Annotated in this window: 15 protein-coding genes and 1 tRNA gene; 6 read left to right on the plus strand and 10 right to left on the minus strand. The window is 62.1% G+C overall.

What is annotated here, in order from left to right; translation table 11 throughout:
- The first annotated feature begins 10 nt into the window (after nucleotides 1-10).
- Nucleotides 11-83 (plus strand) — tRNA-Arg (locus GCU68_RS10610).
- A 172-nt stretch (nucleotides 84-255) separates the two neighbouring features.
- Here GCU68_RS10610 and GCU68_RS10615 read toward each other — a convergent pair.
- From GCU68_RS10615 to GCU68_RS10625, 3 genes are read right to left on the minus strand one after another with little or no spacing between them, the layout of a single operon-like run.
- Complete coding sequence (locus GCU68_RS10615) at nucleotides 256-1008, minus strand: hypothetical protein (protein WP_152941445.1); 753 nt, start codon at nucleotides 1006-1008, stop codon at nucleotides 256-258.
- Entirely contained in the window at nucleotides 1005-1328 is a 324-nt protein-coding gene (locus tag GCU68_RS10620; protein ID WP_152941446.1) for a 2Fe-2S iron-sulfur cluster-binding protein, read from the minus strand. Before GCU68_RS10620 ends, GCU68_RS10615 begins: the two co-directional genes overlap by 4 nt.
- Nucleotides 1325-2731 carry a selenium-binding protein SBP56-related protein gene (locus GCU68_RS10625; protein ID WP_152941448.1) on the minus strand — a complete coding sequence of 469 codons (1407 nt, stop codon included), beginning with the start codon at nucleotides 2729-2731 and terminating at the stop codon, nucleotides 1325-1327. Before GCU68_RS10625 ends, GCU68_RS10620 begins: the two co-directional genes overlap by 4 nt.
- A 230-nt stretch (nucleotides 2732-2961) precedes the next feature.
- On the opposite strand from GCU68_RS10625, the gene GCU68_RS10630 reads away from it, so the two are divergent.
- Both GCU68_RS10630 and GCU68_RS10635 read left to right on the plus strand, forming a co-directional pair.
- On the plus strand, nucleotides 2962-3615 hold the full coding sequence (locus GCU68_RS10630; protein ID WP_168927088.1) for a helix-turn-helix domain-containing protein: 654 nt from the start codon (nucleotides 2962-2964) through the stop codon (nucleotides 3613-3615).
- 192 nt (nucleotides 3616-3807) lie between these two features.
- On the plus strand, nucleotides 3808-4911 hold the full coding sequence (locus tag GCU68_RS10635; protein WP_152941452.1) for a phosphotransferase family protein: 1104 nt from the start codon (nucleotides 3808-3810) through the stop codon (nucleotides 4909-4911).
- An 80-nt stretch (nucleotides 4912-4991) separates the two neighbouring features.
- Here GCU68_RS10635 and GCU68_RS10640 read toward each other — a convergent pair whose 3' ends face one another.
- Genes GCU68_RS10640 through GCU68_RS10670 form a run of 7 tightly spaced genes read right to left on the minus strand, consistent with a single transcriptional unit; the run spans nucleotide 4992 to nucleotide 12248 of the window.
- Nucleotides 4992-5759 (minus strand): SDR family NAD(P)-dependent oxidoreductase, encoded by a 768-nt coding sequence (locus GCU68_RS10640; RefSeq protein ID WP_008162885.1) that lies wholly within the window; start codon nucleotides 5757-5759, stop codon nucleotides 4992-4994.
- Complete coding sequence (locus tag GCU68_RS10645) at nucleotides 5752-7362, minus strand: long-chain fatty acid--CoA ligase (protein ID WP_152941455.1); 1611 nt, start codon at nucleotides 7360-7362, stop codon at nucleotides 5752-5754. Before GCU68_RS10645 ends, GCU68_RS10640 begins: the two co-directional genes overlap by 8 nt.
- Before the next feature lies 1 nt (nucleotide 7363).
- Nucleotides 7364-8080 carry an ABC transporter ATP-binding protein gene (locus tag GCU68_RS10650; RefSeq protein ID WP_152941457.1) on the minus strand — a complete coding sequence of 239 codons (717 nt, stop codon included), beginning with the start codon at nucleotides 8078-8080 and terminating at the stop codon, nucleotides 7364-7366.
- Nucleotides 8077-8844: an ABC transporter ATP-binding protein gene (locus GCU68_RS10655; RefSeq protein ID WP_152941458.1), complete on the minus strand. Its 768-nt coding sequence runs from the start codon at nucleotides 8842-8844 to the stop codon at nucleotides 8077-8079. The genes GCU68_RS10650 and GCU68_RS10655 overlap by 4 nt, the downstream gene beginning before the upstream one ends.
- Nucleotides 8841-10019, minus strand: a complete 1179-nt coding sequence (locus GCU68_RS10660; RefSeq protein WP_152941460.1) for a branched-chain amino acid ABC transporter permease — start codon at nucleotides 10017-10019, stop codon at nucleotides 8841-8843. Before GCU68_RS10660 ends, GCU68_RS10655 begins: the two co-directional genes overlap by 4 nt.
- Nucleotides 10016-10903, minus strand: coding sequence for a branched-chain amino acid ABC transporter permease (locus GCU68_RS10665; protein WP_152941461.1), 888 nt, complete (start codon nucleotides 10901-10903; stop codon nucleotides 10016-10018). The genes GCU68_RS10660 and GCU68_RS10665 overlap by 4 nt, the downstream gene beginning before the upstream one ends.
- A gap of 43 nt (nucleotides 10904-10946) precedes the next feature.
- Entirely contained in the window at nucleotides 10947-12248 is a 1302-nt protein-coding gene (locus GCU68_RS10670; protein WP_152943697.1) for an ABC transporter substrate-binding protein, read from the minus strand.
- A 355-nt stretch (nucleotides 12249-12603) separates the two neighbouring features.
- Between GCU68_RS10670 and GCU68_RS10675 the strand changes: the two genes are divergently transcribed.
- Genes GCU68_RS10675 through GCU68_RS10685 form a run of 3 tightly spaced genes read left to right on the plus strand, consistent with a single transcriptional unit; the run spans nucleotide 12604 to nucleotide 18894 of the window.
- A complete protein-coding gene (locus tag GCU68_RS10675; RefSeq protein ID WP_152941462.1) occupies nucleotides 12604-16317 on the plus strand; it encodes a type II/IV secretion system ATPase subunit in 3714 nt (1237 codons plus the stop codon).
- The gene (locus GCU68_RS10680) at nucleotides 16314-18368 is read left to right on the plus strand and encodes a type II secretion system F family protein (RefSeq protein ID WP_152941463.1); all 2055 of its coding nucleotides are present in this window, start codon (nucleotides 16314-16316) and stop codon (nucleotides 18366-18368) included. Before GCU68_RS10675 ends, GCU68_RS10680 begins: the two co-directional genes overlap by 4 nt.
- Before the next feature lies 1 nt (nucleotide 18369).
- Nucleotides 18370-18894, plus strand: coding sequence for a DUF7287 family protein (locus GCU68_RS10685; RefSeq protein ID WP_152941466.1), 525 nt, complete (start codon nucleotides 18370-18372; stop codon nucleotides 18892-18894).
- The last annotated feature ends 1 nt before the right edge of the window (nucleotide 18895 follow it).

Genomic DNA, 18895 nt, shown 5'->3' on the forward strand with positions numbered 1-18895 from the left:
TTTCTCGAGGGGGCGTGTGGCCTAGCGGAGAGGGCAGAAGGTTCCTAACCTTCTGATCGCGGGTTCGAATCCCGTCACGCCCGTGCAGCGAGCCATGTAGTGGCGAGCGAACCGGCATGGCGGGTTCGAACTAGATCGAGGCTCTGCGAGCGCCAGCGAAGAGGTTCTCGGGCGTAGTTCGAATCTCGCCGCACTCGCTTTCTCCTTGCGTTTGTCGAAAGCGGACACTGAAACCTAACCGACTCGAGGCAGTCCTTACGCTGGGGTGTGCTGGCCGGAGAACGTGATGTTTCCGACGACGAGTAGTGCGCCAGCGCCGATGGCGACGACGGCGACGGAGAGGTGAAGCGGGAGGACGATCGCCAGGAGCGCACCGGCGACGGCACCGCCGACGAATCCGGCCTGCAATACGCCGATAGTGAGCGCAGCGATCGGCCGCCCTCGTTCCGAGTACAACCCACCCACGACGGCGGTCTCGAGGGTTGCGTGCCCGGCGACGACGAGTGCACCGGCCAGCCCGATGGTCGAACCGCTCTGGTAGAGCGCAACCAGTGCGACCCCTTCGATCGTCCGGTGGGTGACGAGGGTGCCCAACGCCAGTTCTGCGTGGTGGTTGTGCTCGGCGTGGGTCGTGAGCGATCGCGTGAGGAACCCGCCGCCAACGAGCCCGGCGACGGCGACCGTGGGGTACTCGGCCACCGCTGACAGCCCGAGTGTCACGCCGAGGATGACGAGCAAGCCGCCGAGACACCGATCGAACAGCGTGTGGTGTCGCGCACGCAGCGACGTTCCCGTGAGAATCACTGCCAGACCACCGAGGATGCCCACCGAGACCACGGCGACGACGACCACCGCGAGCGACAGGGGATCGCCGTTGCTGGGCTGGTCGGCCGCCACCTCGTGGGCCTGGACTGTCGTCGATCCCACAGCGACGAGCGTGAGCGCTGCCGCTATCGCGAGCCGCAAACGGCGGCCACCGACGGCGGATCGACGTGTCTGGGTCGTCATCGCCACGGGTTCTCGAACAGATCTGCACGGACGTCGGCCCCGACCTCGAGCGTGCAGTCGGACGCCGGCGTGGCGATACACGGCAGGACGTAGTCGTCCGCGAGGTGACGAGGCTTGAGCGCGCGCGGCTTTCGGCGGTGGGTAATCTCGCCCTCGAGACACCGTGCAGTACAGGTCCCGCAGACGCCGGTCCGACAGCCAAACGGGAGCCCAACGTCAGCGACATCGGCGGCCTCGAGGATCGACTCGTCGGGCGACGCCGTGATCGTCTCGTGACGACCCGAGCGCCACTGCAGGATCACCGGAACGGTCGGGATCACTGCCACACGTCGCTGGTGCAGTCGCCACCGGGCCAGCGAATCTCGTGGGCGCGAGCGGGACCCGCTGGCAGGTCGCCGAAGTCGACCAGGAAGTCCTCGTCGAGTTCGAGCGTGCCCTGTTCCTGATCGACGTCGGCTTTGAGCATCACCGAGCCGCGCTCGGCCTCCTCGGGGAAGAACATATCGTCCCAACTCGAGTACAGCGACGTCGTCCAGTAGAGGCGGCGTCCGTCGAGGCTCAACTGCACCATTTGGGGCCCAGCAACCAACTCACGGCCGTTGACCGCCTGTTTCTCACCGAAGTAGCCGCCGATCGAGATGGAGTCGGCGTGTCGCGGATTCGCCGGATCCGAGATGTCGTACATCCAGACCTCGCCGTGGAGCCAGTTTGCGCCGAACAGATAGCGGTCGTTCATCGAGATCAGGATGTCCGTCGGAAGCGCGGGGACCGGCATATCCCAGCCCTCGAGGTCCCGTCCCTCGAAGTCGATGACCTTCTCCGCGCGCCACTCGCCATCCTCCTCGAAGAAGTGGAAGATGTTCGACGAGAGCGCCGCGTTGACGTAGCCGTGGGTTGACTCCGGATTGTGACAGAAGCGCACCTCGAGGGGAACCATTCCCTCTTCGCCGAGATCGATCGTCTGCTCGACCGTCCGGTCCGTCCAGTTCCAGAAGTGTAACCGCTGGCCGTACTTCCCGGCCTCGACGTCCTCGAGGTCGAACCCGGGCTGGTAGGTCTTCGGCGCGGCCCACTCCGAGGAGATCATCACGTTCTGGCGTGGCTGGTACCAGAAGTCGTAGTTCATCTCGATCTCACCGGGTTCGTCCCAGCGACCTTCGAGCTCGAGGTTTTCGTCGAGGAGGAGGAAGCCGCCGGGGAGGTCGCCGTCGGCGTTCCCGAGCATGCTGATCATCACGCCGCCGCCGGCCGGACAGTGAACAGTGTGTGGCGACGAGAGATCGTACTCGTGGATGGCCTCGGGCTCGATGACGTCGACGATCTCGGGGCCGTCGTCGGCGAGCGTATCGACGATGTGGATCCGCGAGGAACGGTTCCCGGGAACGACCAGGTACCGTCGCTCGAGGTCGCCGACGTGGCAGGACGACGAGCAGGCGTTCCAGCCGAAGTGATGGAGTTCGTCGCCTTTCGTGGGCATCGAGAGTTGATCGACGATTTCGCAGTACGTCTCGGAGTCGGGATCGAGGTCAACGACGGCGAGGAAATCCGGTTCGTCGACGTCGCTACCCGTGTAGAGGCCGACGACGTAGGCGCGCGTCTCCCGTTCGGATTCCTCGATAGCCGCCTGCGGCGTCGCGTACCCGGGTCCCTCGACCTCGTGGTCGTGTTCGTGATGGTGGTCGTGCGTGCTGTGCCCGCCAGACGGGTGGGAACTGTCGCTCATCGGCTTCACCAGCTACTACTAATGTCAATCGTCGCAACGCCGTTTGCCTTCAATAGTATCGACCGGGGGTCGAAGATAGTGGCGTGTCACCACTACACAATATGTGGGTGGTCGAGCATCGACGTCGAACCGTCGAGACACCCCCAGACATCTTAGCCTTCGAAGTCGAACGTGTATGGGACTGGCACGGACTCGAGCGTCGAGGGCCGACCAGCCTATCAAGTGACCAAATGACCGTTATCGCCGACATCACCGTTCCTGCGGACGCGTTCGTCTTGGGACGCGCCCTGCAGGACGTCCCGAACGTAGAGGTCGAACTCCAGCGTGTCGTCCCGTTGTACGAACAGGTCGCCCTGCTGCTGTGGGTCGTCGAGGGCGACCGGCGAGCAGCCGAAACCGCCCTCCGTGACTCCCCAGAGATCGACGTCGTTACCATGATCACAAATACAGCCGGCGGGACGCTGTTCGAGGTCGAGTGGGCGAACGATCTCGACGGCGTCGTCCGGGCGCTCCGTGAGTCCAGAGCGCGGGTGCTCGAGGCCTCGGGAACGGCGGAGAGTTGGAACTTTCGGCTTCGATTCACCACTCACGAGAACCTGTCTCGGTGCAACATTCTCCTCACCGAGGACGGAATCCCCGTGACGTTGCGTCACCTGTACGATCCGGCACACCTTCCGAAACCGGAGTCGCTATCGACCAAACAACGCGATGCGCTCCTGACTGCCTACCGTAACGGCTACTTCGAGGTCCCACGGGGGATCACCCAGACCGAACTCGCCGAGCGACTGGACCTCAGCGATAGCGCCTTCTCCCAGCGAGTCCGTCGAGGTGTTGCCTCACTCATCGAACAGATGTTGCTCTCCGAGGAGCAGCCGCGACGGTGAGCAGGCCTCGAGACTCGACAAACCACGCCCCCGTCCTCGAGCGGTATCGATGCCGTCGAACTGCTCGCCGTCGTCGGCCCCCTCGAGACGTGGCCCCGTTCCGGTTTCCCGAAGTGTTTAACCTCGTTTGCCCGCAACATGAGTGCAGTGTTTGTTCAATGATGACTGTTCCCACTGTCTGCGGGTGGTTCGATGAGCGATGAGACGTATCTCGATCGGTTGGTCGACCGAGATCAGCTCCGGTCGTATCTTACGGATGCACTCGGTCCGGCCGATCGACTCGAGGTCGAACGCGTCGACGCCGGTCACTCGAACGAGACGCTGTTCGTGACGTGGGGCGGCCAGGAACTGGTCGTCAGGCGACCGCCGCCGGGGAAGACCGCCGACACGGCCCACGACGTCCTTCGGGAACACCACGTCGTCGACGCGTTACAGGAGACGGCCGTGCCGGTTCCGACAACCGTCCTCGCGTGCGACGACCACGAGGTCATGGGCAGTGATTTCTACGTGATGGAGAAACTCGAGGGCGACGTCATCCGTACCGAGGAGCCATCGTGGCTCGCGCGCCCGGACGCCCGCAGACAGCTCAGTACCGAACTGGTCGATACCCTCGCGGCGATTCACGACGTCGACTACGAAGCCGTTGGGCTCGGCGAGTTCGGCTATCCGGAGGGGTTCACGCAGCGACAGGTCGACCGCTGGGGCGAGCAGTTCGAGTGGGCACGAGAGACGACCGCCGACCATCGCGACCTCCCAATGCTCGAGCGGATCACGGAGTGGCTGCAGGCGAACGTCCCCGAAGACCACCCAGAAACGCTCGTGCAGGGCGATTATAAACTGGACAACGTGATGTTCGCCCCCGCGGACGAAGGGGTCACGGCGGGTGACGATGCGGCCGCCGACGCCAGGCCGGAAGTGATCGCCGTCTTCGACTGGGAACTGGCCACGCTCGGCGATCCGTTTACGGACCTTGGCTGGATGCTCTCGTTCTGGCACGACGAGGACGATCCCGAGCCACCCGTTCAGGGGCTGTATCCGACGCTTACGGCACGCGAGGGCTATCTCACACGCAGCGAGCTGATCGAGCGCTACGAGGCCCAGACCGGCCGTCCGTTCGATAATCCTCGCTTTTACACCGTGCTCGCGACCTACAAGATGGGCGCGCTCGGCGAGATGTTCTTCCGACGCCATCTCGAGGGCAACAGCGACGACCCACTGTATCCGAAGATGGAGGACGGCGTTCCGCGGCTGCTCGAGCAGGCGACGGCGATCGTCGACGGCGAGTACGAGATCTAGTCGGCTGCAGATCGAACGAAGATCGGCTCGAAAAAACGAATCAATCGAATCAGTCGGATCGGACGCGGTCGTCAGTTCGACTACCGCGACGTCCAGCCGCCGTCGACGGCGAGCACCGATCCGGTAACGTAGCTCGCAGCGTCGCTCGCGAGGAAGACCGCCGGTCCGGCGATCTCTTCGGGCTCGGCGAAGCGCTCGAGTGGCGTGCGATCGATGATCGACTGGCGAAGTTCCTCGTTTTCCTGCAGGCCGGTCGTGAGTTCCGTCGCGACGTAGCCCGGCGCGATCGCGTTGACGCGCACGTCGGGTGCCCAGTCCATCGACATGCTCTTCGTGAGGCCGACGAGCCCGTGTTTCGAGGCGACGTAGGGGTGCTGGCGCGGCAAGCCGACCAATCCGCCGACGCTAGCGACGTTAATGACCGAGCCGCCGTCGCTCTCGAGCAGCGAGTCGGCCGCCGCCGTCGTCACCTCGTACGCTCCATTGAGGTTGACGTCGAGGACCCGATCAAAGCTCTCGGTCGAGACGTCCTCCGGCCGACCGAGGGCGTCTGCTGGGTTGAAGCCGGCGTTGTTGACGACGACGTCGACGTTGCCGAACTCGGCCTCGGCTCGGTCGATGGCGCTCGTGACGGCATCCGGGTCGGTGACGTCAGCCGAAACGGCGAGCGCGTCGCCGCCGTTGGCTTCAATCTCGTCCGCCACGGCTTCGATCTCGTCGGTCGAGCGGGCCGACGGGACCACTGCGGCCCCGGCGTTTGCGAGTTCGACGGCGATGGCGCGGCCGATGCCACGTCCGCCGCCGGTTACCAGTGCGACACGTCCGGAGAGGTCGAAGAGATCACTCATCGTCTATCACCACGTCGATCCGATCGCGTAATCCTTTCTTGTCGAACTTCCCGGTCGCCGTCTTCGGGATCGATTCGACCGTCCTGATCTCGTCGGGGAGCCACCAGTCGGGTTGGTCGAGTTCGTCGGCGAGATGGGTCTGTAACGTCTCCTCGTCGGTGTCGCGTCCATCTCCAAGTACGACGCAGGCCAGCGGCCGTTCCTGCCATTTCTCGTGGGGCACGCCGATGACGGCTGCCTCGACGACCGCCTCGTGGGCCATCAGCGCGTTCTCGAGTTCGATCGAGGATATCCACTCGCCGCCGCTTTTGATGACGTCTTTGGCGCGGTCGACGACCTCGAGGTAGCCGTCCTCGTCGACGGTGACGATATCGCCGGTTTTGAGCCACGACTTTTCGAAATCGTCTGCGGTCGCGTCGGGTCGGTTGTAGTACTCCGAGACGACGGTGGGCCCGCGAACCCAGAGCTCGCCGGCGGCCTGCCCATCCCACGGAACTTCCTCGCCGGCATCGTTCACGACGCGCATCTCGAGGCCCGGCGAGAGCAATCCCTGCTTCTTGCGCTTGTCGTACTTCCGGCCGCGGTCCCAGTCGTCCATCTGCGATTTCGGCCGGGAGACGGAGCCGATGCTCATCGTCTCGGTCATCCCCCATGCGTGTTCCATCGTGACATCGAACTCGTCTGCGTACCGGCGCATAACGTCTTCGGGGGCCGCGCTGCCGCCGACGACGATTCGCTCGAGGGAGGAGAGGTCGCCGCCGTGTTCGTCGATGTGCTCGAGTAGGTTGATCCAGACCGTCGGGACGCCGGCGGTCAGCGTGACGCCCTCGCGTTCGATCAGTTCGAGCAGGTCGGAAGACGTCGGAGACGGGCCGGGATAGACCTGGGTCGCGCCGGCCATCGTCGCCGCGTAGGGGAACTCCCAGGAGTTGACGTGGAACATCGGCACGACGGGCATCACGACGTCGCGCTCGCTGATGTTCAGCCCCGCGGGCGTCATCACCATCATCGCGTGAGCGTAGATCATCTTCTGGGTGTACTCGACGCCTTTCGGTCGCCCGGTCGTCCCGGACGTGTAACACATGCCGGCAGGAAGGTCTTCCTCGAGCGGCGGCAGCTGCTCGTCTGCGATCGGATCGTGCGCGTCGAGCAGATCCTCGTAGGCGATCGCGTCGATCTCAGTGTCGGGGACGGAGTCGGCCATGACGACGACCTCGTCGACTGGGAGGTCGTCCCAGAGTCGTTCGATCGTCTCGAACGGGTCCCCCGGATCGACGAACAGGATGTCGTCGTCGGCGTCCTCGACGATGTGGACGATGTCCTCGTCGCCGAGCACGGCGTTGATCGTGTGCAACTGCGCGCTCGATAACGGGGCCGCGAAGTAGGTCTCGAAGTGTCGATGATGGTTCCAGCCGACCGTGCCGATCCGATCGCCGGGACCGAACCCGCGGCCGGTGAGCGCGGCGACCAGCGATCGCACGCGGTCGCCGAACGCGTCGTACGTGTAGTCGGAGATCCCGTCGTGAGTCCGCGAGACGACCCGCGTTTCGGGGTAGAGATTCGTCGGCCGCCAGAAAAACGGCCGCAGCGTCAGGTCGGTCATGTTAGGCGACCTCCTCCGGTGAGACGGCGAGGTACTTCTCGAGGAGGTCCTCACGCGCTTGGATCTCCTCGACTGATCCTTCGAAGACGATCGATCCGGTGTCGATGACGTAGCCACGCGTCGCCAACTCGAACGCGAAGTTGACGTTCTGCTCGGAGAGCAGGACAGTCACGTCCTCGTCGACGACCGCCTGAAGCATCTCCTGTAAGTCGTCGACGATGACTGGGGCGAGCCCTTCGGTTGGTTCGTCGAGCAAGAGCAACGAGGGCCGTTGCACGAGCGCGCGTGCGACCGCGAGCATCTGCTGTTCGCCCCCACTCAAATTCTGGGCGTCGCTCGTCCGCAGGTCGTCGAGGATCGGGAACAGTTCGTACATCTCCTCGATCGGTTTCGGGTCGGCGGCGAGTTTGTGTGCAAGCACGAGGTTCTCGTGAACCGATAGGGTCGGGAACACCCGGCGGTCTTCGGGCACCAGATTGATGCCGCGCTCGTTTAATTTGTCGGGCGATTTCCCGACGATGTTCTCGCCGCGGTAGACGATCGAACCGCGCCGCGGCGGCGTTACGCCCATAATCGATCGCATCGTCGTCGTCTTCCCGGCCCCGTTTCGGCCGAGTAAGGCGACGACTTCGCCCTCCGCGAGCTCGAGTGAGACGTCGTGGAGGACGTGGCTATTCCCGTAGTACGTGTCGATAGCGTCGAGTTCGAGTACTGTCATACTGCCTCACTGCCCAGGTAGGCTTCCGTCACGCGTTCGTCCGAGAGGACAGTCTTCGGGTCGCCGTCCGCGAGGACTGCCCCGTCGGCGAGAACGACGATCCGGTCGGAGATGTCGGTGACGACGCCCATGTCGTGTTCGGTGACGACGAACGTGGCGTCGATGTCTGCGTTCAGTTCGTTGATCAGCGAGACGATCTCTTTCGTCTCGGTTGGGTTCATCCCGGCCGTCGGCTCGTCGAGTAAGAACACCGTCGGCTCGATCGCGAGCGCGAGGGCGATCTCGACGTTGCGCTTTTCGCCGTGGCTCAACTCGTCACACGTCACTTCCGCCATGTCGGCGAGGTTCGTGAGTTCGAGCAGCTCGTCGACGTCGGCGTTGAGTTGCTCGTCGTTGGCCGCACGCGAACGGATATCGAGCGTCCGCCCTTCGTGAGCGATTCGGGCGACCTGGACGTTCTCGCGGATGGTCAACCGTTCGAAGATGTTGGTGATCTGGTACGACCGCGAGAGGCCGCTCTGGGCCACGACGTGGGGTAGTGCGTCCGTAATGTCCTGCAGGGCACCGTCCTTCCGGAGTCGGATCGCGCCCGAAGTCGGTTCGAGCACCCCCGTCAGCAGGTTGTAGAAGGTCGTCTTTCCGGCCCCGTTCGGGCCGATGATACTGGTGATTTCGTCTTCCTCGAGTTCGAGCGAGACGTCGTTGACGGCGACGAGGTCGCCGAACTGTCGGCGGAGATTTTCGGTTTCGAGAACTGTCGTCATTGGTCATTCCCTCCATCAGCAGCATCGCTTCGTCCGATCGACGTGAGGCGATCGCCTACCGATTCACTGACGAACGACGCTGCAGCGCCAGCGCCGTCGCGTTCGTACACTGTCTGGACCTCGAGGAGCCACGCGTGGAGCATGACGAGCCCGCCGACGGCACCCTGCTTGAAGTAGAGCACGGTGACGATGAGCATGACCCCGAAGAAGAACTCCCAGTAGGCCTCGAGCGCCGGGAAGCGGCTGATCCCCCAGCGGACGTAGAGGTAGATTAACGCGCCGATGATTGGCCCGCCGAAGAACGTCGCGCCGCCGATGACGGTTGCCACGACGGCGGTCGCACTCTGTGACCAGTGGGAGTGGTACGGCGACGCGACGCTCGCCAGTCCCGCGATCAGAACGCCGGCGACGCCAACGAAAAACGCCGAGAGGATGAACGTCATCCACCGGTGGTGCCGAACGTTGACGCCGAGTGCGGCGGCTCGATCGGGACTCTCGCGGATCGACTTACAGATCGTCCCGAACGGTGAGTTGACGATCCGCCAAATGGCGTACGTCGACGCGAGGACGATCGTCAACGTCAGATAGTAGTAGACCCGCCGATCGCCGAGTCTGAACTCCATCCCGCCGAGTTCGACGAACCCGAGCAAGACGAGCACCCCGTCGGTGCCGTTCGTGAGTCCGGCGGGGTTCTGGAGGATCAGCGAGTAGCCGAGCATCCCGAACGCGAGCGTGATCAGCGCGAAGTAAATCTCCTCGAGTCGAACGGAGAGCCAGCCGACCGGAATCGCGATCAGCACGACCAGCAGGACGCCGACGAAGCTGCCGACGGCGAAGGTCACGAGCGGGGCGATACCGCTGCCGACCGCATCCGCGATGGTCGGCTGGAGGTCGCGCATGACGATCGCGAGCCCGTACGAGCCGCCGGCGAAGAACAGCGCGTGGCCGAACGAGAGCAGGCCGGTGTAGCCGTACAGGAGGTTGAAGGCGAGCGCGAACAGCGCGATGATCATGAACTCGGTGAACAGGTACACCTGGAAGGTAGGGCCGAGTCCGATCAGGACCAGCCCGACCAACCCCAGCAGGGTGAATCGTTCTCTGGTCCAGCCGTTCTGGACGGCCTCCCGGCCGAACGTGCCGATCCGTGTCCCGAGATCGTTGTCTTGCGTACTCATTCGCCGAACCCTCCGAACAGCCCTTCCGGACGGAACAGCAACACGAGGACCATCGCGAGAAACGGAATCGCGACGTGTCCGGCCGCCATAAACTTCGGTCCAATCGCTTGCAGCGTGCCGACGAACATCGCGCCCACGAACGCCCCGGAGAGCGAGCCGAGGCCGCCGATGACGACGATGATGAACGCGTCGATGATGACCTGTTCACCGAGTCCCGGACTGATCGACTGCAGCGGTGCAGCCAGTGCTCCGCCGAGTCCGGCGAGGAAGCTCCCCAGGAAGAAGACGCCGGTGTACAGCCGCGGCACGTCGACCCCGAGGATCGATGCCATCTCCCGGTCCGACGATGTCCCGCGGACGAGCGAACCAAAGTACGTCTTCGTGATGAACACCCACAGCCCGACCATGACGACGAATGCGGCACCGATGACGAATAGTCGGTAGGCGGTGAACGAACTGCCGCCGATCGAGACGGGGAAGTCGAGCACTGCCGGCGGGTCGAGCGAGTACGACTTCGAGCCCCAGATGAGCCGTATTGCCTCGTGAGTGATGAGAACGAAGCCGAAGGTGACGATCAACTGGTCGAGATCACCGTCGAGTCGCCCGTACAGTGGCCGGATCGTCCCGACTTCGATGAGGACGCCGATGATGCCGACGGCCGTCGCACCGAGGAGGACCGCGAGCCAGAAGTTATCGACGAGGTTGTTCGTCACTGCCAGCGCGACGTAGGCTCCGATCATGTAGAACGCCCCGTGTGCGAAGTTCAGGACGCCCAGCACGCCGAAGATCAAGCTCAGGCCGACGGCGATCAGGAACAGGCGACTCCCGAGACTGAGTCCATTAATAACGTCCGACAATCCTATAAACGCAATCGTATTTATCATTCTTGTATAAGTATCAGGTTATATATCAGCGGCGACGAGTTCGTTAGACCCCCGAGGGAAGGTCGGAGTCGCCGAGCGCGTCGTTTATCACGTCCGGTGTGGCCTCGTAGACCTCGACCGGATCGAGGACGTTGCTCTCCCACTCGTCGTCGTAGCTAACCGTCCCCCAGATCGATGGCACAGTCGCCTGATTCGTCTCCTCGTTAAACTGGTAGTCACCGACCGGACCAGAGTGCTCCATGCCGGTGAACGCATCCACCAAGTCGTCCGACCCAGTGCTTCCGGCCGATTCGATCGCCTCTTTGTACATGTAAACCGCCCGGTAGGCACCCTCGGCATTGTACGTCGGGAGGGTGTCGTACTCGTCGGTGTAGCGCTCGCGGAACGAGTTGTTCTCGTCGCTGTCCGGGACGAACGGATCGTACCGCGTCGAGGCGTGTTCCCCTTCGACCAGCGGCGAGCCATCGGCAGGGAGATCCGTCCCCATACCGACGCTGAAGAGCGTGTAGTCGATCTGGTCGAACCAGCCAGCGTTCTCGGCCTGCCCGAGGAACGTCGTCAGGTCGGCCCCCCACAGCGGCGTGATGACGCCGTCCGGGTCCGCGTCCATGATCGAACTGATGTACGGCGAGTAATCACCCGTCTCGAGTCCCGGGAACTGTTCCGCTGTAAACTCCGCGTCGACGTCGAGTCCCTCACAGAACGCCTGGAAGTAGTCCCAGGTCTGGTATCCGAACGCGTAGTCCGGACCGATCGTGGCCCACTCCGTCGCGTCGAGTTCTTCGGCCGTTCGAGCGGCGCCGTAGATGTCCTGTGCGAGGTTGTTGGCGTTTCGGAAGACGTAGTCGTTACCGACCGAGTCCTCGTGTTCACCCTCCGGCGACGTCAGAAACGGCGTCGCTGCGTGCGTGGCCATAAACGGCATCTGGAACTGGGCGACCTGTGGTGCCAGCGCCTGTGCGACGCCACTGCTGTCTAACCCGAAGAGCCCGTCGACGTTTTCTTCTTCGATCAGACTCCGTAACTGACGGCCCGCCGTGGTGGCGTCGGCTTCGGTGTCCCGAGAGATAATCGTGACCTCCTCACCGTCGATCCCGCCGTCATCGTTGATTTCGTCGGCGGCGAGTTCGTATCCTCGTTCCGCTTCTTCACCGTACAGCGATGCGAATCCGGAGGTGATGTAAAGTGCACCGAGCGTGACCCCCTCATCACTGCCGCCGCCGAGACAGCCTGCAACCGTCGCGAGTCCTGCTCCAGCGGCGGTCGTTTTCAGAAACGTTCGTCGATCGACACCTACCGAGTTCGCTGCCGCTCGCGAATCGTTGTTCTTGTGACCATTCCCCATGTTATTGCTAACCACAAACAATCACGGATCCAACTCTGTATGGTGAATATAAATAAATTATGTTTATTTAAAATACATATAGTATCGTAATCACTATTGGGAAATTCAGTGTCACTACGCTTTGATCGGTGAGGGTTGTGTCTCGATTAGCCACCAGAGCGACTTCGTACCAGTGTACTATTAATTAATCTAGTCTGCCATTCCGCAGTACCATCGAACAGTTGGAGATTCGGGTGGCGACGATCGACGTTCGACCGTGCCTTCGTATCAGAACGTGTAGGGCTCCTTGCCGAGGTTATCAGATGTGGTAATATGCACGTGACTTTTTTGAAGGGGGAAAGATAGGTTGATTTCAATGGCTATTGACGAGGGCGATCAATCAGATGCCGGGAAATTTTCTGAGGGCGAGGCATCTGAATCGGTGTCGGAAGACCGAACATCCCACGAGTCGGACACGGATTCGGGCGTCCGCGTCGGTGAGTACACGTGGGCAGACTTCATGGCGGACCACGGCTACGGCGACGAAGTTTCTACGCTCTATCCCGATGATCCCGAACCTGCAGCCGACGATCAACTCGGACTCGATACCGACGAACCGGTCGAACCGACGGTCCCGCGTGGTGACGACTGGGCCCGAGTCGACTTCGATCCCGAAGCGTATCTCGGCAGACATCCGGACACGCTCGAGTCGGTCATCGCTGACCCGGCGAAACCGAACGCCGAAACGCTGTGGAAAATCTTTCTCGAGTACGTCGATCCGGAGACGACACCCGTCACGAAAGACGTCTGGACGTGGGAACACTACAAATGGGAGTACTACTACGAGGACGACGGCTCCCGCCCGCGCGATGCAAACGGCGAGATCATCCGCCACGACAAGGAAGACGCGCTCGGTTTCGATCCGGACACCATCGAACAGCGACTGTTCGCCGGCGACGAGGCCGCGATGGTGTTGGACGAACTCGTCGAGGAACGAACCGTCAACGTCCAGGCGGATATCGACGAAGACGACTTCTTCTCGACGGCCACGGGCAACACGACCGTCACCAACCGCTACGACCTCGAGAAGGCGGTCCCGATGGACAAGAAGACCCACTTTCGGGAAGTCGAGCGCTACTGGGTGAACAAACCCTACGCCTGTGTGGTCATCTTCCACTCCGAGAAGGAAAACGAGAAGAAGTACTACATGATCGAGCCGTACCGAAACGAGATCGAGCAGGAACTTCAGGAGTTCCTCTCGGGCAAACTCAGGACGGCGATCAAGTACTCCGAGGACGGGATCAAAGAGAAAGCGACCGAGGACGGTCGCCGAACCGTGATCGAAGAGGAAACCCGGCGCTTGCTGAAACGGTACGATCTCTTCGAACAGGCGTCAGGCGGGACCCAAAAGAGCCTCCTCGAGACGCTACAGACGTTGCTCGATGACGACGACGAGGACGACGAGGTGGAATCCGGCCCCGACCCGCTCGAGGGAATCTCGGTACGGCCCGAACCGGCGATTCTCGAGGACGATCCGGACACGCTCTCGGAGTATCAAGTCGAGAAACTGCTGTACTTGCTCAAGCGTAATTTCATCGGCTACGAGCGTATCGACGGTATCAAACACGACATCAACGTCGAGGACATTTCCGTCGACGGCTACAACTCGCCCGTCTTCGTCTACCACTCGGAGTACGAACAGATCATCTCGAACATCTACCACGGCAAGGACGAACTCGACGACTTCGTCGTCAAACTTGCACAGCGCTCGGGCAAGGGGATCAGTAAACGTCTCCCGCAGGTCGACGCGACACTCCCCGACGGATCGCGTGCGCAGTTGACATTGGGGCAGGAGGTTTCCGACCACGGGACCAACTACACTATCCGGCAGTTCAAGGACGTTCCGTTCACCCCGATCGACCTCATCAACTGGAATACGTTCAGCCTCGATGAGATGGCGTTTCTCTGGCTCGCTATCGAGAACCACAAGAGCCTGATCTTCGCCGGCGGGACGGCATCCGGGAAGACGACCTCGCTGAACGCTGTCTCACTGTTTATCCCGAGCAGCGCGAAGATCGTCTCCATCGAGGACACCCGCGAGGTCGAACTCCCACAGCGAAACTGGATCGCGAGCGTCACGCGCCCGTCTTTTGCCGACGACGAGCAGGGTGACGTCGACGAGTTCGACTTGCTCGAGGCCGCACTACGGCAGCGACCCGACTACATCGTGATGGGTGAGATCCGTGGTGAAGAAGGTCGAACGCTGTTTCAGGTCATGTCGACGGGGCACACCACCTACACGACGTTCCACGCCGACTCCGTCGACGAAGTTCTCAAACGCTTCACGACGGACCCGATCAACGTCTCGAAGACGATGTTTACGGCGTTGGATCTGGTCTCGATCCAGACCCAGACCCGGGTACAGGGGCGGAAGGTGCGTCGGAACAAGTCACTAACCGAAATCAACCACTACGAGGCCGAACACGACGAGATCAACGTTCAGGACGTCTACCAGTGGCAGGCCGAAACCGACGAGTTCCTCAAGATGGGGGACTCGAACACCTTAGAGGAGATCCAGTTCGACCGCGGCTGGAGCAAAGAGAAACTCGAGGAGGAACTGTTCAAACGCGAGGTCATCATCGCCTACCTCATCAAAAACGGGCTCAACACGTACGCGGAGGTCGCCGCGACCGTCCAGGCGTTTATCAACGATCCGGACACGATCCTGACGCTCATCGCGAACGGCTACCTCGAGGACAGCCTCGAGGACTTACGCGAGATGGAAAGCGTCCTGATCGACGTGGATCAGGAAAAAGAGGAACTCGTGCCCCGACCCGAGGCGACCGACGAGACCTACAACCTCTCGATGGATCTCTTAGAGCGAGCCGAGGAGTCGCTGTTCGAGGAGTACCGCGGGAAGGTTCCGAGCGGTCTCGCCAGCGCACTTGGCGGGGTCGAAGTGGAAGAAACGGTCGAGGTCGACCGCGCCGATACCGACGAGTTCGAGTTCGCCGGCGAGGTCGACGGCACCATCGACGAAGAGACGTGGGAACTCGGGAACAGTTCGACCGCGTTCGGCGCTGATTCTGGCGGCGACACCGACGAACCCGCGTGGCTCAGCGATGACTCCGGCTTCGACATCAGCGACGCTGGCGCGGACCTCGAGTCAAGCGCCGAGGCTACGGCCGACACTGCGACGCCCGACGACGCCGGTGACAACTCGAGCCCCGTGGATCAAGACGGGCCCACGGCTGGCGGCGAGGCCACCACGGACGAGCCAGTGGCGGAGGGGGCCCTCCCTGCAGCGAGGTCGGAGACCGACTCGTCGCAGTCGGATGCAGACGCAGACGAGCACCCGGCCACCGTGGAGACGACCTCCGAAACGCCGACCGTCGACTCGACGGAACCGACCGATCTGGACGACGATACCGCTTCGACGCCCGGCCCTGCAGACGCCACCGACACCCCAGACGAGCTCGGCGGGCTGTTCGATGACATCGACGAGACCGTCGACACACTCGAAACTGGCGAGGGCGCGCCACCGGAGGCTGCGTCGCGCGCGGACACTACCGACAACGACCCCGAGTCGATGTTCCAAGACGATGAGTTCGAGTCGATTTTCGATCCCGAGTCGGCCGACGATGCGGTCGGTGATTTCAGCGACCAACTCGAGCCGACCGAGGCGGACGAGCGGACATCCGATGCGGACGAGTTGGACGACGACACGGCAACCGATGACGCAGTCGAGTCGCCACCGGCAGACCTGGAGGTAACGATCGATATTCCGGACCCCGACGCAGACGCCACGGACGAGTCGGAAACGAACATCGACACGGAAGCCGAGCGCGACTCAGATGTGGAAGCCGACGGCGAGACCGCATCCGAAGCTAACACCGATAGCACCGACTCGATTTTCGCCAGTGACGACGTCTCGATCTTCTCCGACGACGAGGCGGAGACGACGGACGACGGCTCGTTGTTCGACGACAGTAACACACCGGCCGAGACGGACGAGTCGATTTTCAGACGAAGCGATGAGGCAGACGGTGACGAGGCGAACGACGATCGTGACGAGGAGACCGACGCATGAGCTTGCGAACCGACAACAGCGGCGGAGCCGGCAGCCTCTCGAGTGGCTCGGACGTTTTAGGTGAGACGTTCTACCCCCTGTACGACCGGCTGTTCAGCGAGGATAGCGAGTTCGTCGGCGACGTCGAGACGAAACTCGCACAGGCTCGAATGACCGATACGGTCGAACTCTACCTCTCTCGAGCCCTCGGCATCGGCTTCATCAGCGGGCTGGCACTCTGGCTGCTCGGCCTCCTGCTCGGCTACGGGCTGTTCGCGACCGGGCTCATTCAGGTCGACGTAATCATCGGCTTCCCCGTCAGCAGCGAGACGGTTCTCACGCTCATCGAAACGCTTCGAGTGCCGGCACTTATCTTCGTCACCGGCCTCGTCTTCGGCTCGATCGGCTTCGGGATCGGCTTCGGCTCACTGGTCGCGATCCCCTACTCGCGTGCGTCGACTCGCAAGCGCGAGATCAACATGCTCCTGACCGATTCGGTGTCGTTCATGTACGCGCTGTCTGTCGGCGGCCTGAACCAACTCGAGATCATCGAGGCGATGGCCCAGGCCGACGACACCTACGGCGAGGTGGCGATGGAGTTTCAGAGCATCGTCAAAGAGACCGAATACTTCGATATCGACTACCGAACCGCGATCAGAAAGCAGGCCCTCGAGACGCCGAGCGACGAACTCTCGCAGTTCCTGACCGACATGCTCTCGATCGTCAACAGCGGCGGCGACATGGAAAGTTTCCTCGAGGACAAAAAGGAAAAACACCTGCGAACGGCCAAACAGGAACAGGAACTCACCCTCGAGACGCTCGAACTGTTCGGCGAAATGTACATGACGCTGTCGCTGTTTCCGCTGCTGTTGATCATCATCATGGTCGTCATGCAGATGATCCCGCAGGCGGACGTGACGAATCAGATGCTGTATATGACCGTTTACGGGCTGATTCCACTAATCGGCATCGCGTTTCTCGTCCTGGTTTCGACGGTCAAACACGACGAGCCGGGCGACGGTTATCTCTCGATGGGGAAGACGGAACAGCGCATCGAAACCCAGCGAGATCAGGGCCTGTTGAACCTCGGGCTCGTCGAGCAGTTCACGGGCGAGTACAGCGTCTTCGACCGTATCAAAAACCGCGAAGGAACCTACGAGACGAAAGAGGTCCTCCAGCGGCCACACATTTTCTTCCGAGACAACCCCCTGTTTACGCTCGCGTTGACGCTGCCCGCCTCGCTCGTGATCGTCGCCACGGCGATGGTCAGCGGCGCGGCACCGACGTCGTGGGACCAGCTGCTCGGCAACGCCGTCTGGGGGACGTTCATCTACGTCTACGTGCCGCTGTACGTGATGGCAATTCCGCTCGCAATCTTCCGCGAGTGGAACGTCCGTCACAGAAACGCCGTCGTCAGTCAACTCTCCGAAGACCTTCGGAAACTCTCGAGTTCGAACGACACCGGGCTGACGCTGCTCGAGTCGCTCAAGGCGGTTTCGGAGACGACGAGCGGCAAACTGGCCCGCGAGTTCGAGATGATGCACACGAAAGTCAACTACGGAACGGGCCTGAAACAGGCGTTCATCGAATTTAACAACAAATACCACATCCCGCGACTCGCTCGGACGACCCGACTGATTACCGAAGCCCAGGAGGCGTCGAACCAGATTTCGGACGTCCTCCGGACCGCCGCCCGCGCCAGCGAGAACCACGACGATATCGAACGCGAGCGCAAATCCCGCACGCGGATGCAGGTCGTGATTATCATCATGACGTTCATGACCGTGCTCGCGGTGATCGCGATCCTCAAGACCCAGTTCATCGACACCATGGCCGGCCTCGAGTCGACCAGCAGCGATTCGGGTGGCGGTGGTGAGCTCGCACAGGCCGACCTGAGCGAGAACATTCAGGTCGATATGCTGGCCGTGTTGTTCTTCCACGCCGTGACGATGCAGGCGATCATCTCCGGGTTCATCTGTGGCTACATCCGGGACGCCGACCTGCTGAGTGGGCTGAAGTATGCCGTTGCACTGGCAACGATCGCACTCGTCGGCTGGACGCTGGTGGCCTGAAATGAGCCGAAAACGAACGCAGAACGGATCGAAGCGCACTCGAGGTCGCCGTCAACGGACGGTCTCGCTCTCGCTTCGTGATCGTGGCCAGACCACGCAGGATTTCGCGATCGGGATCGGTGTGTTCATTCTGGCCGTCGCCTTCGTGTTCTCGTTTCTGCCGACGATCCTGACGCCGTTCGACTCGTCGGTCAGCGGTGGACAGACGGCACAGGCAGACCGGATCGCGGATCGACTGGTCGACCACCTGTCGGAGGACGCCGACGAACCGAATTCGATCGATAGCGACGACTTCGAAGAGATCGATAATTCCGAGAAAATCGGCGATACCGTCGGCCTTCGGACAGCGGGCGATCGAGTGAACGTACGTATCGAATATCTCGACGAGAGTGAGACCGTCGACGATCTGGTTATCGGTGACGAGTATACCGACCAGTCAGCCGCCAGTTCGGCTCGAATCGTGACGCTCGAGGACAACCCAGACGGCTGTGAAACAGCGTGCCGGCTCGTTGTGAGGATCTGGTGAT

It is taken from the genome of Natronorubrum aibiense, from assembly GCF_009392895.1.
Lineage (GTDB): Archaea > Halobacteriota > Halobacteria > Halobacteriales > Natrialbaceae > Natronorubrum > Natronorubrum aibiense.

Coding starts and splice junctions, on each gene's coding strand:
- GCU68_RS10625 (WP_152941448.1), bottom strand. CDS start 2,731: ATGAGCGACAGTTCCCACCCGTCTGGCGGGCACAGCACGCACGACCAC.
- GCU68_RS10640 (WP_008162885.1), bottom strand. CDS start 5,759: ATGAGTGATCTCTTCGACCTCTCCGGACGTGTCGCACTGGTAACCGGC.
- GCU68_RS10660 (WP_152941460.1), bottom strand. CDS start 10,019: ATGAGTACGCAAGACAACGATCTCGGGACACGGATCGGCACGTTCGGC.
- GCU68_RS10650 (WP_152941457.1), bottom strand. CDS start 8,080: ATGACAGTACTCGAACTCGACGCTATCGACACGTACTACGGGAATAGC.
- GCU68_RS10630 (WP_168927088.1), top strand. CDS start 2,962: ATGACCGTTATCGCCGACATCACCGTTCCTGCGGACGCGTTCGTCTTG.
- GCU68_RS10665 (WP_152941461.1), bottom strand. CDS start 10,903: ATGATAAATACGATTGCGTTTATAGGATTGTCGGACGTTATTAATGGA.
- GCU68_RS10655 (WP_152941458.1), bottom strand. CDS start 8,844: ATGACGACAGTTCTCGAAACCGAAAATCTCCGCCGACAGTTCGGCGAC.
- GCU68_RS10615 (WP_152941445.1), bottom strand. CDS start 1,008: ATGACGACCCAGACACGTCGATCCGCCGTCGGTGGCCGCCGTTTGCGG.
- GCU68_RS10670 (WP_152943697.1), bottom strand. CDS start 12,248: ATGGGGAATGGTCACAAGAACAACGATTCGCGAGCGGCAGCGAACTCG.
- GCU68_RS10645 (WP_152941455.1), bottom strand. CDS start 7,362: ATGACCGACCTGACGCTGCGGCCGTTTTTCTGGCGGCCGACGAATCTC.
- GCU68_RS10675 (WP_152941462.1), top strand. CDS start 12,604: ATGGCTATTGACGAGGGCGATCAATCAGATGCCGGGAAATTTTCTGAG.
- GCU68_RS10635 (WP_152941452.1), top strand. CDS start 3,808: ATGAGCGATGAGACGTATCTCGATCGGTTGGTCGACCGAGATCAGCTC.
- GCU68_RS10680 (WP_152941463.1), top strand. CDS start 16,314: ATGAGCTTGCGAACCGACAACAGCGGCGGAGCCGGCAGCCTCTCGAGT.
- GCU68_RS10685 (WP_152941466.1), top strand. CDS start 18,370: ATGAGCCGAAAACGAACGCAGAACGGATCGAAGCGCACTCGAGGTCGC.